The organism is uncultured Abyssibacter sp., assembly GCF_964000955.1.
Lineage (GTDB): Bacteria > Pseudomonadota > Gammaproteobacteria > Nevskiales > OUC007 > Abyssibacter.
In genome coordinates this window covers 20,742-31,344 of the sequence record NZ_CAXFCL010000286.1, presented here as the reverse complement: position 1 = coordinate 31,344, position 10,603 = coordinate 20,742, and the positions used below count along the sequence as shown (strand labels likewise).

Annotated in this window: 12 protein-coding genes; 4 read left to right on the top strand and 8 right to left on the bottom strand. The window is 65.8% G+C overall.

The genetic code is table 11. From position 1 onward, the window contains the following. On the top strand, positions 1 to 944 hold a 944-nt coding region (argH, locus tag ABNS06_RS13775; protein ID WP_348675166.1), incomplete at its 5' end, for an argininosuccinate lyase. Here the strand turns inward: argH and ABNS06_RS13770 are convergent. Continuing rightward, complete coding sequence (locus tag ABNS06_RS13770; RefSeq protein ID WP_348675165.1) at positions 933 to 1,826, bottom strand: NAD(P)-dependent oxidoreductase; 894 nt, start codon at positions 1,824 to 1,826, stop codon at positions 933 to 935. The genes argH and ABNS06_RS13770 overlap by 12 nt on opposite strands. Continuing rightward, a complete protein-coding gene (gene speA, locus ABNS06_RS13765) occupies positions 1,823 to 3,745 on the bottom strand; it encodes a biosynthetic arginine decarboxylase (RefSeq protein ID WP_348675164.1) in 1,923 nt (640 codons plus the stop codon). The genes ABNS06_RS13770 and speA overlap by 4 nt, the downstream gene beginning before the upstream one ends. A 70-nt stretch (positions 3,746 to 3,815) precedes the next feature. Between speA and speE the strand changes: the two genes are divergently transcribed. Then, positions 3,816 to 4,667, top strand: coding sequence for a polyamine aminopropyltransferase (gene speE, locus ABNS06_RS13760; protein ID WP_348675163.1), 852 nt, complete (start codon positions 3,816 to 3,818; stop codon positions 4,665 to 4,667). Here the strand turns inward: speE and ABNS06_RS13755 are convergent. The 5 genes from ABNS06_RS13755 to glnK form a co-directional block, all read right to left on the bottom strand. Further along, entirely contained in the window at positions 4,654 to 5,145 is a 492-nt protein-coding gene (locus ABNS06_RS13755) for a DUF4124 domain-containing protein (protein WP_348675162.1), read from the bottom strand. The two genes, speE and ABNS06_RS13755, sit on opposite strands and share 14 nt — an antisense overlap. Beyond that, on the bottom strand, positions 5,142 to 5,534 hold the full coding sequence (locus tag ABNS06_RS13750; RefSeq protein WP_348675161.1) for a DUF4124 domain-containing protein: 393 nt from the start codon (positions 5,532 to 5,534) through the stop codon (positions 5,142 to 5,144). Before ABNS06_RS13750 ends, ABNS06_RS13755 begins: the two co-directional genes overlap by 4 nt. A gap of 40 nt (positions 5,535 to 5,574) precedes the next feature. Beyond that, a complete protein-coding gene (locus ABNS06_RS13745; RefSeq protein ID WP_348675160.1) occupies positions 5,575 to 5,913 on the bottom strand; it encodes a P-II family nitrogen regulator in 339 nt (112 codons plus the stop codon). 192 nt (positions 5,914 to 6,105) lie between these two features. After that, positions 6,106 to 7,377, bottom strand: a complete 1,272-nt coding sequence (locus tag ABNS06_RS13740; RefSeq protein WP_348675159.1) for an ammonium transporter — start codon at positions 7,375 to 7,377, stop codon at positions 6,106 to 6,108. A gap of 50 nt (positions 7,378 to 7,427) precedes the next feature. Continuing rightward, on the bottom strand, positions 7,428 to 7,766 hold the full coding sequence (gene glnK / locus ABNS06_RS13735; RefSeq protein ID WP_348675158.1) for a P-II family nitrogen regulator: 339 nt from the start codon (positions 7,764 to 7,766) through the stop codon (positions 7,428 to 7,430). A 165-nt stretch (positions 7,767 to 7,931) separates the two neighbouring features. On the opposite strand from glnK, the gene ABNS06_RS13730 reads away from it, so the two are divergent. Further along, positions 7,932 to 8,183, top strand: coding sequence for an accessory factor UbiK family protein (locus ABNS06_RS13730; protein ID WP_348675157.1), 252 nt, complete (start codon positions 7,932 to 7,934; stop codon positions 8,181 to 8,183). A 3-nt stretch (positions 8,184 to 8,186) separates the two neighbouring features. Then, positions 8,187 to 9,683, top strand: coding sequence for a YifB family Mg chelatase-like AAA ATPase (locus ABNS06_RS13725; RefSeq protein ID WP_348675156.1), 1,497 nt, complete (start codon positions 8,187 to 8,189; stop codon positions 9,681 to 9,683). Between the two features lie 109 nt (positions 9,684 to 9,792). Here ABNS06_RS13725 and ABNS06_RS13720 read toward each other — a convergent pair whose 3' ends face one another. Continuing rightward, entirely contained in the window at positions 9,793 to 10,476 is a 684-nt protein-coding gene (locus tag ABNS06_RS13720) for a TorF family putative porin (RefSeq protein WP_348675155.1), read from the bottom strand. Between the last annotated feature and the right edge of the window lie 127 nt (positions 10,477 to 10,603).

The window sequence follows — 10,603 nt, the reverse complement described above, 5'->3', positions numbered from 1 at the left end:
GGGAGGCCGATACGATTTTCCCCGGCCACACGCACATGCAGGTGGCGCAGCCGGTCAGCTTCGGCCATCACATGCTGGCCTGGCGCGAGATGATCCTGCGCGATGCCGAACGCTTCGCCGACGCGCGCCGGCGCACCAACCGCATGCCGCTGGGCGCCGCGGCCCTGGCCGGCACGCCACATCCGATCGATCGCGGCATCACCGCCGACTTGCTGGACTTCGACGGCGTTTGCGAGAACTCGCTGGATGCCGTCTCCGATCGCGATTTCGCGATCGAATACTGCGGCAGCGCCAGCCTGCTGCTCGTCCACCTGTCGCGGATGTGCGAGGAACTGGTGCTGTGGACCAGCGCCGCCTTCGGCCTGATCGACCTGCCGGATGCCTTCTGCACCGGCTCCTCGATCATGCCGCAGAAGAAGAACCCGGATATCGCCGAACTCATCCGCGGCAAGAGCGGGCGGGTCATCGGCAGCCTGCAGACGCTGCTGGTGCTGATGAAGGGCCAGCCGCTGGCCTACAACCGCGACAACCAGGAAGACAAGGAGCCGCTGTTCGACACCGTCGACACCGTGCTGGCCTGCCTGCGCGTGTTCACGCCCATGGTGGGCGCACTGACCGTGCGCAAGGACCGGGCGCTGGCCGCCGCGGCCCAGGGCTTCGCGACCGCCACCGACCTGGCCGATTATCTGGTCATGCGCGGCGTGCCGTTTCGTGACGCCCATGCCGTGGTTGGCCGCTGCGTGCGCCGCGCCACGGAGGCCGGCTGCGATCTGGCCGAGTTGCCGCTGGCCGAGCTTCAGGCCGAATCCGATGCGATCGGCGACGATGTCTACGCCGTGCTCACCGTCGAGGGTTCGGTGGCGGCGCGCGATCACATCGGCGGTACCGCACCCGCGCAGGTCCGGGCCGCCATCGCCCGCGCCCGCGCCGGATCAGGCGTCTGAATCGGGCGAGGCTGGCGGACGGATCAGCCGGTAGAGCGAGGAAATGTCCTCGTCGCCATGCCCGGCCTCCATCAACCGCGCGTAATCGGCGCGGGTCTGCTCGCTGAGCGGAAGCGGCACGCCGACGGCGTCGGCCATGGCGGCGCAGATGCCCAGGTCCTTGGCGTGCAGGGCCACCTTGAAGCCCAGCGGATACTGGTCGCGCAGCATGGTCTTGCCGCGATGGTTGATGAACCAGTTGCCTCCGGCGCCGCTGCCGACGACGTCCACGACCTGCTCCATCGGCAGCCCCAGGGCTTCGCCGAAGGCCACGGCCTCGGTCACCGCCCGGTTGATCCCGGCGCAGAGCACCTGATTCACCGCCTTGGTGGCCTGGCCGGCGCCCACCGGCCCCATGTGGTGGATGCGTTCCCCCATGATGTCCAGCGTGGGCCGCGCCCGCGCGAAGGCATCGTCATCGCCACCGGCCATGATGGTCAGGCTGCCCTTGCGCGCGCCTTCGGTGCCGCCGGACACGGGCGCGTCGACGAAGGCGATGCCCCGTTCGGCGAGACGCGCGGCAACGCGAATCGCGGTGTCCCGCGCCACGGTGGAACAGTCGATCACCAGCCCGCCGGCCGCCATGCTGCCGGCGAGACGCTCGCAGACCTGTTCCACGTCATCATCAGCCGACACGCAGACCACGACGGTCGCGCAGGCGGCGCCCAGATCCTCGACCGATTCGGCCGCCGTCACTCCGTGGCGTTCGGCGAACGCGGCGGCACGCGCCGGACTGCGGTTGTAGACCGCGGCGAGCCGGCCGGCCGCGGCCAGATGCGCCGCCATGTGCTCGCCCATGGCGCCCAGCCCGATGAAGCCGGTATCGGCAGTGGAGTTACTCATGCGGTTGCTCCTGATGTCCGGTCTGGCCGCCGCAGGTCCAGCGGGTCGAGATAGGTGTAACCCTGCATCGCATGCCGGTAGCCGGCCAGGATCTCCGCCTGGTCGTCCTCGCCGAGCCCGGAGCGTTGCAGGCGCTCCCGGTAACAATCCAGCAGGCGCTCGGGTTCGTGATGCACCAGCGACAGCAGCTCGTCCGTGCGGTCGCCGGGCTCGGGACTTTCGAAGCGCCAGGCGCCGGTCGCGTCCACCTCGATATTGACCGTGTCGGTGTCGCCGAACAGGTTATGCAGATCGCCGAGAATCTCCTGGTAGGCGCCGACCATGGCGATCGCCATGCAGTAGGTTTCACCGTCGCGCAGCCCGTGCGCCGGCAGGGTTTCGGTGAGCCCGTTCTGCTCGACGTACTGGTCGATGCGCCCGTCGGAATCGCAGGTCAGGTCGCAAAGCGTGACGCGCTCGGCCGGCTGCTCGTCCAGGCGCGCGATCGGCACGATGGGAAAGACCTGATCGATGCCCCACACATCCGGCAGGCTCTGGAACACCGAGAGATTGAGGAAGTACTTGGTGGCCAGCCGCACGGCAAGGTCCTGCATCGCCTCGCGGTGGGCGGGGATGTCCGGATTCAGCCGCGCCAGCAGCCGGCGGTTGACCGCGGAGGCCAGCCGCTCGGCCTGGGCCCGCTCGCTCAGCGACATCTGCCCGTGATTGAAGGCCGCATGGGCCTCGGCCAGGCAATAGCCGGTGTCGTGGTAGACCTCCAGCGGCGGCAACTCGTCAATGCCGTCGTAGACGCGCCACAAATCAGTCAGCGGCAGCGGAGCGTCGTCGGGTCGCTCACCGGGCTCGGGAAGCACGCCGGAATCGGTATCGACCACCGACGTGACCAGCACGGCATGATGCGCGGTCAGCGCCCGGCCGGATTCGCTGATGATATGCGGCGCCGGCACATCGGCCTGCGCGCAGTGTTCGGCCAGCGCCCGGACGATGTTGTGCGCATACTCGTTAACCGAGTAATTCATGGAGCAGAAGCTGCGTGACCGCGTGCCCTCGTAGTCCACGCCCAGGCCTCCGCCGACATCGACACAATCGACGGGCGCGCCAAGCCCGCGCAACTCCACGTAGAGCCGCGCCGCCTCGCGCATGCCGTTCTGGATGTCGCGAACATTGGCGATCTGCGAGCCCAGATGCAGATGCATCAGATGCAGACAATCCAGCATGCCGGCCTCGCGCAGCCGCTCCACCGCGTCCAGCAACTGCCCGGCGGGCAGACCGAACTTGGATTTCTCACCGCCGGTGTTCTGCCAGTTGCCCGCACCCAGGGTCGCCAGACGGACACGCAAGCCGATACGGGGCCGCACACCCAGGGCCTTGGCCTCGGCCAGGATCACGCCCAGCTCGGACAGCTTCTCCACGACCAGCGTGACCTGGATGCCCAGCCGCAGCCCGTGCAACGCCAAGCGTACGTATTCCGGGTCCTTGTAACCGTTGCAGATCACCGTGCCGCCCTCGCGAACCATGCCCAGCACCGCGAGCAATTCCGGCTTGCTGCCGGCCTCCAGGCCGACGCGATCGCCACCGCAGGCGACGATCTCGCGGACAACGCTGTATTGCTGATTCACCTTGATCGGGTAGACGGCGGTGTAACCGGCCGCGTAGTCGAGATCCTCGCAGGCCTGGTCGAAGGCCGAACAAAGCCGCTGCACGCGATCGCGCAGCACCTCCGAGAAGCGCAGCAATACCGGCAGGCGCAATCCGGAGCCAGGCAGCGCGTTGACCACCTCGCTCAGGCTGACGCGCCGGTCGGAGCCCGCACCGACGCTGAGCTCACCGGCCTCCGTGATGTCGAAATACCCGTCGCCCCAGGTGGCGAGGTTGTAGAGACGACGACTGTCGTCCACCGTCCATGTTGCGTGCGGCATCCGGCCCTGATCCGAAGGTGGCGAGGTCACGGGACGGTACACTAGCCGCCCCGTTCAGAATGGATTCGCGATGTTAAACGCTGACCAGTGGTTTACCGAAGTCGAGAAGTCCGCCGCCAGCGCTTTTTCGCTGAAAGGTCGGCGGGTTCACGCGGAACAGACACCGTTCCAGCACATCGAGATTTTCGAGACCGAGCGCTGGGGTTACCTGATGGTGATCGACGGCTGCACCATGGTCAGCACCCGCGACAATTTCTTCTACCACGAGATGATGTCTCACCCGGTGCTCAGCACGCATCCGAATCCCGAACGCGTGGTGATCATCGGCGGAGGCGACTGCGGCACGCTGCGGGAGGTGCTGCGACATCAGGACGTCCGGCAGGCCACGCAAATCGATATCGACGAGCGGGTCACGCGCCTGTCCGAACAGTATTTTCCGGAGCTCTGCGAATCCAACGATGATCCGCGAGCCACGCTGGCCTTCGATGACGGCATCGCCTGGATCCGCAATGCGCCGAAAAGCAGCCTGGACGTGATCATCGTCGATTCCACCGACCCGGTGGGTCCCGCCGAAGGGCTGTTCAACGTGGCGTTCTACGCCAGTTGCCGGGAAGCCCTCGCCGACGACGGGCTGTTCATCCAGCAATCGGAATCGCCGCTGATCCATGCCGATATCTTCAAGGCCATGGGTGAGGCGATGCGCGAGGCCGGATTCAAGGCGACAACGCCGCTGTTCTTCCCCCAGCCGATCTATCCCAGTGGCTGGTGGAGTGCGACCATCGCCCACATGGGCGAGCTGTCGGCACCACGGTCCGACGCGACAACCTCATTCGCCTCGGCGCTGCAGTACTACAACCCCGCGACCCACGCCGCCGCGTTCGCGGTGCCACCAATGGTCCGGCGGCTGATCAGTTCCGACTGATCAGGCTGCCGCGGATTCGGATCGACGCGCCCTCCGGCTCCTCCGCTTCCGCCTCGGCCTGTTCCAGGCGTTCCCGCCAGAGTGCTTCCGTCGCCCCGCGGGAACAGTAGCGATCGCGCTGGGCACGGAACTCGGCCAGCCGCTTGCGCCGTTGATCCGGCGTCAGGCTGTAGGTCACACCGGTCGCCGTCTGGTCGTAGACCACCACGGCGCGCTCGTACATCGACACCCGATCCTTCGCGGCATCGCATTGTCGACGCACGGTCGTCCGAAAGCGCTCGGGGACCGCGCTGATCGGAAGCGCCCTGATCTCACGCGACTTCAGCAGCGCCGCGTTGACCCGCTGCGCGCTGGCAATCGGCTGGTCGGAATAGTGAACCTGCCCCGATGCGTCGGTCCAGCGGTACACACCCACCGCCCACGCGCTGGCCGGCAGTGCGATTCCGATCGCCACCATCAACAGGAGCATCGACTTCATTCGGGCCCCTCGCATTCAGACTCAACCCTCGTCTGGGCGGATTGCACGAGACGAGCCCGTTCATCCGCCGTCAGTTCCCGCTCGTTTCCTTGCGAATCCCGTTCCACCAGCCGAACCGCCGTCCGGTATTGCTCGAATTGTTCCCTGGCGGCGTCACATCGAGCCTGCCGGGCGAGTTCCGATCGCTCAGCCTCGGCTTCGGCACGACGTTCCGCGGCATCGGCGGCGGTGCCTGGCGAGAACGTCACCGTGTCGGTGCGGGATGCGGGTGGCGTGTCGCTGTAGTGCACCTGTCCGCTGTCATCAACCCAACGGTAGACCGCCGCGGGCGCCGCGGTCACCACGCCGAACAGCAGGCACACACCCATGACCGCCCCACGGTATCGCATGACCGCGCTCGCTGGCTGCGGCAAGGTCGCCGACGACGCCTCAGACGGCGTCCGCGCCCTGCTCTCCGGTGCGGATGCGCAGCACCTGCTCCAGCGGCTGCACGAAAATCTTGCCATCGCCGATCTGACCGGTCTTGGCCGCGGTCATGATCGCCTCGACAGCGTTGTCGATCATGCCGTCCTCCACCGCGATCTCGATCTTGACCTTGGGGAGAAAGTCGACCACGTACTCGGCGCCCCGATAAAGCTCGGTGTGCCCCTTCTGCCGACCGAATCCCTTCACCTCGGTCACCGTCATCCCCTGCACACCCACCTCGGACAATGCCTGACGGACATCATCGAGACGAAACGGCTTGATAATCGCGCTGATCATCTTCATCTGAGCGGCTCCTTGTCGCACATGAATGACTGGACGGCCCGAATTCGAGCACGCACACCGAGTGTAGCACCGCGCTCAAGCGGCACAGCAGCACCCGGAACAGTTTCGATAGGCAAAAGAAAAGCGGGCTGAACGCCCGCTTTTCCCGACCGAACCTGCCGCCGGCAACCGGCGGCAGGTTGATGTAGTCGCTTACTTGCCCGAAGGCGCGAACTCCGGATAGGCCTCCATGCCGCACTCGGAGATATCGACACCTTCCGCTTCTTCCTCTTCGGAGACGCGGATGCCCATGATCATCTTGATGATGAACCAGACAATCAGGCTGGTCACGAAGACCCAGACGAAGATTGTGGCCGCACCGACCAGCTGGCCGACAACGCTGGCGCCGCCGGTCACGCAGACCGCCATGACACCGAAGAAGCCGACCACACCGTGAACGGAGATGGCGCCGACCGGATCGTCGATCTTCAGCTTGTCCAGACCGATGATGGAGAACACCACGATGACACCACCGATGGCTCCGACGATGGTCGACATCAGCGGCGACGGCGATGCCGGATCCGCGGTGATGGCAACCAGACCAGCCAGTGCGCCGTTCAGCGCCATGGTCAGGTCGGCCTTGCCGAACAGGACCTTGGCGACGATCAGCGCGCCCACCAGGCCACCGGCGGCGGCGGTGTTCGTGTTCAGGAACACGTTCGCCACCTCGTTCGCGACACCGATGCCACCCAGCTTCAGCGTGGAGCCACCGTTGAACCCGAACCAGCCCAGCCACAGGATGAAGGTACCCAGCGTGGCCAGCGGCAGGTTCGCACCCGGGATGGCCTTGGCCTTGCCGTCAGCGCCGTACTTGCCGGCACGCGGGCCGAGCAGCAGGACGCCGGCCAGCGCGGCAGCCGCACCCGCCATGTGGACGATGCCGGAGCCCGCGTAGTCGCTGTAGTCCAGCTCGTACAGACCGAACACGGAATCGCCGTTCCAGGTCCAGGAGCCTTCCATCGGGTAGATCAGGCCCGTCATGACGACGGCGAAGATCAGGAACGCGAAGAGCTTCATGCGCTCGGCGACCGCCCCGGAGACGATGGACATCGCGGTGGCGACGAACACGACCTGGAAGAAGAAGTCCGATGCGCCGGCGTACTCGCCCATGTCACCGAAGCCGGCTTCGTTGGAAGCGGCCAGGATGGCGGCAACGGCTTCATCGTCCATGCCGGCTACCGTGGTGACGCCGGACAGGAAGTAGCCTCCGTCGTACATCAGCTCGTAGCCGCAGATCAGGTACATGATCGAGGCGATGGCGAACAGCGAGATGTTCTTGGTGAGGATCTCGGTGGTGTTCTTGGAGCGAACGAGACCCGCTTCCAGCATGGCGAAGCCGGCGGCCATCCACATGACCAGCGCACCGCACACGAGGAAGTAGAAGGTATCGATCGCGTATTGCAGCTCAAAAATTTCGTTTTGCATGATTCAGTCCTGTGCTCAGGGTTGAATGAAGACAACCTGATCGCGATCGATCAGAGTGCGTCCTTGCCCGTTTCGCCAGTTCGGATACGAATGGCCTGTTCCAGCGGCACAACAAAGATCTTGCCGTCGCCGATCTTGCCGGTGTGAGCGGACTTGCTGATCGCTTCAATGGCGGGATCAAGCTGCTCGTCGTCGACGGCGACCTCGATCTTCACCTTTGGCAGGAAGTCCACGACGTATTCCGCGCCGCGATACAACTCTGTGTGACCCTTCTGCCGACCGAATCCCTTAACTTCCGTGACCGTGATTCCCTGGACCCCGACTTCGGAAAGAGACTCGCGCACTTCGTCGAGCTTGAAGGGCTTGATGACTGCTACGAGTAATTTCATGGTTATGACTGCTCCTTTCGTGTGGTGGTAGAGCCGTCATCCCGCGGCTCTGAACAGCACGGACGGTGAACGCAACGGGCGTGCCAGAGTTTTCGATGGGGAGCGAACGCTGTGCGGCCCGCGTTCTGTAGACTTGGAAAACTCACATTTCCGGATCACATCAGCGTGGACACGCGACAGATCGACCAAATCGCCCAGCGGCTGGCGATGACCTTGCCGCCCGGGCTCAAGAGCCTGCGTCATGAATTGACGGACAACTTCCGGGCGATTCTGCAAAGCCAGCTGGAGCGACTGGATCTGGTCAGCCGCGACCGGTTCGAGGCCCAGGCCGCCCTTTTGGCGCGCACCAGCGAACGTCTCAAAGCGCTGGAATCACGGCTGGAAGCACTCGAAACCCGACAACGCGGACGCGGCTGAAGCTTGGGCCTGGCGACCGTCGCATCCCGCGCGCAGAACGGCCTGGATGCCACGCCGGTCGCGGTGGAGGTGCACGTCGCCGGCGGCCTGCCCGGCATGACCATCGTCGGCCTGCCGGAAGCCGCGGTCCGTGAATCCAAGGACCGGGTCCGGGCTGCGCTGGTCAATGCCGGCTTTCAGATGCCGGCCAGCCGCATCACGGTCAATCTGGCACCAGCGGATCTGCCGAAGGAAGGCGGACGCTTCGATCTTGCGATCGCGGTCGGCATCCTCGTCGCCAGTGGCCAGGTCGCAGGTGACCGACTGCAAGACTGCGAACTGCTGGGGGAATTGTCGCTGTCGGCGGAGCTGCGCCCGGTCCGTGGCGCGCTGTCATCCAGCGTGCGTGCTGGCGCCCGGGGCGCGACGCTGATCGTGCCCGAAGACAATGCCGCCGAGGCGGCACTGTCGTCCGGAACCCGGGTTCTACGCGCGGCGCACCTGCTGGAAATCTGCGCATGGTTGCAGCAGGAAGGGGAGCTCCCGGAGGCGTCGCCAGCCTGCGCGGGGAGCGCAGCGGTCAGCCCGCCGGACCTCGCCGAGGTCCTGGGCCAGCATCAGGCGCGTCGCGCCCTCGAGATCGCCGCGGCCGGCGGGCACAGCCTGCTGATGATCGGACCACCCGGCAGCGGAAAATCCATGCTGGCAGACCGACTGCCCGGCATCCTGCCGCCCATGAGCGAGCCGGAAATGCTGGAAGCCGCGCAGATTCTCAGCATCGGTCGGGACGGGTTTGCCGTGGAGCGCTGGGGATGTCGGCCGTTTCGCGCCCCGCATCACACGGCGTCCGCGGCGGCGCTGGTCGGAGGCGGCGCCCCGCCACGCCCCGGAGAAATCACGCTAGCCCATGCCGGCGTCCTGTTTCTCGATGAACTGCCCGAATTTCAGCGCGTGGTGCTGGAGGCGCTGCGCGAGCCCCTGGAAAGCGGGCGGATCGTGATTTCCAGGGCGGCCCAGCAGATCGAGTTCCCCGCCGCATTTCAACTGGTCGCGGCAATGAATCCCTGCCCCTGTGGCTATGCGGGTGATTCAGAGCAATCCTGTCGCTGCACCCCCGATCAGATTGCCCGCTACCGCAACCGCCTGTCCGGCCCGCTGCTCGACCGCATCGACCTGCAAATCCACGTCCCGCGCGTTCCGACGCGCGAACTGGCGTCCCGAACTGGCTCCGGGGAATCCAGCGCAGCCGTCAGGACACGCGTCATCGCCGCTCGCGCGCGCGCCATCGAGCGGCAAGGCCAGGCCAACCATCAGCTTGCCGGCACGTTGCTCGACGAACACGCCAGCCTGACACCCGAGGATCAGCGATTTCTGGTCGAAGCCGCGGAGCGCCTGCGCCTGTCAGGCCGGGGCCTGCATCGCAGTTTGCGCGTGGCCCGCACCATCGCCGACCTTGAGAACCACGCCCGGATCGGCCGGATGCACCTGACTGAAGCACTAACCTACCGAAACCAGCTTTAGTTTCGACAAAAACCGATGGCTGCATCGAGGCGGTGCATCGCGACAGCGCCATTCTGGTGCATGCCGCTGGCCTGAGCAGGTGCCGCTTCCGGCGCCAGGCGCGGCCGGCTTATTCCACCGGCAAGGCCCAGCTATACCCCACAACCGTGGAGAAACCACCGCCGGAGCCTTCCAGATACGTGAGCGCCAGGAAGAAATCCGACACGTTCAGGGACAGCCCCAGGTCGAAGTCGGCGTCCTGCGGATCGTCACCCGGCTGCGGATTCGGGTCCCGATTGACGGCGTTGTCGCCGATCGGCTCCAGATAGCCAACATGCGCGCCGATGGACGTATTGCTGGTCAGCGGAAAGTCGTAGTTCAGATCGAGATAGGCGTAGTCGTCGTCGTCCGGGCCGTCCACGCCGCCTGGCGCGTACCAGATGTACCCGGCGAACTGTCCAATGCCGATCCCGCCATAGATTTCGGTGATCCCGGAGCCGCCCTGACTGGGCTGCGACGGAAACGCGTAGTAGATCGCGCCGACATCGAACATCTCGTTGCCCCAGCCGACGTAATAGTCCACTTCCTCGTTGCCCTGAGTCGACGTGCTGGAGACCCACATGCCGGCGTATGCGCCGACGTTCGAACTCCAGTCCAGCCCGCCCCAGACCTGAGGCGACCCGGAGGCGACGCCACGAAAGACGTACTCGCTGGCTGCGCCGACGCTGGCCTCGAGTTCTGCGGATGCCGACGTGCTCGCCAGCAGGCCGAACCCGGCCAGCGAACCGGCGATGACGGGTTTCAGTCTGCCCATGATTTGACTCCCTCGGAATGCGTTGATCGCGGTGTGATCAGCGGCGCCAACCACCGTATCGGGCCGGCCCGCAAGAGGCCCCGCGAAACGCGGCGCCGAACAGCCGGGAGCCTACCCCAGCACCAGA

What these genes read in the sequence shown, in the direction of transcription:
- ABNS06_RS13770 (WP_348675165.1), bottom strand. Translation starts at nt 1,826, where the DNA reads ATGAGTAACTCCACTGCCGATACCGGCTTCATCGGGCTGGGCGCCATG.
- speA (WP_348675164.1), bottom strand. Translation starts at nt 3,745, where the DNA reads ATGCCGCACGCAACATGGACGGTGGACGACAGTCGTCGTCTCTACAAC.
- speE (WP_348675163.1), top strand. Translation starts at nt 3,816, where the DNA reads ATGTTAAACGCTGACCAGTGGTTTACCGAAGTCGAGAAGTCCGCCGCC.
- ABNS06_RS13755 (WP_348675162.1), bottom strand. Translation starts at nt 5,145, where the DNA reads ATGAAGTCGATGCTCCTGTTGATGGTGGCGATCGGAATCGCACTGCCG.
- ABNS06_RS13750 (WP_348675161.1), bottom strand. Translation starts at nt 5,534, where the DNA reads ATGCGATACCGTGGGGCGGTCATGGGTGTGTGCCTGCTGTTCGGCGTG.
- ABNS06_RS13745 (WP_348675160.1), bottom strand. Translation starts at nt 5,913, where the DNA reads ATGAAGATGATCAGCGCGATTATCAAGCCGTTTCGTCTCGATGATGTC.
- ABNS06_RS13740 (WP_348675159.1), bottom strand. Translation starts at nt 7,377, where the DNA reads ATGCAAAACGAAATTTTTGAGCTGCAATACGCGATCGATACCTTCTAC.
- glnK (WP_348675158.1), bottom strand. Translation starts at nt 7,766, where the DNA reads ATGAAATTACTCGTAGCAGTCATCAAGCCCTTCAAGCTCGACGAAGTG.
- ABNS06_RS13720 (WP_348675155.1), bottom strand. Translation starts at nt 10,476, where the DNA reads ATGGGCAGACTGAAACCCGTCATCGCCGGTTCGCTGGCCGGGTTCGGC.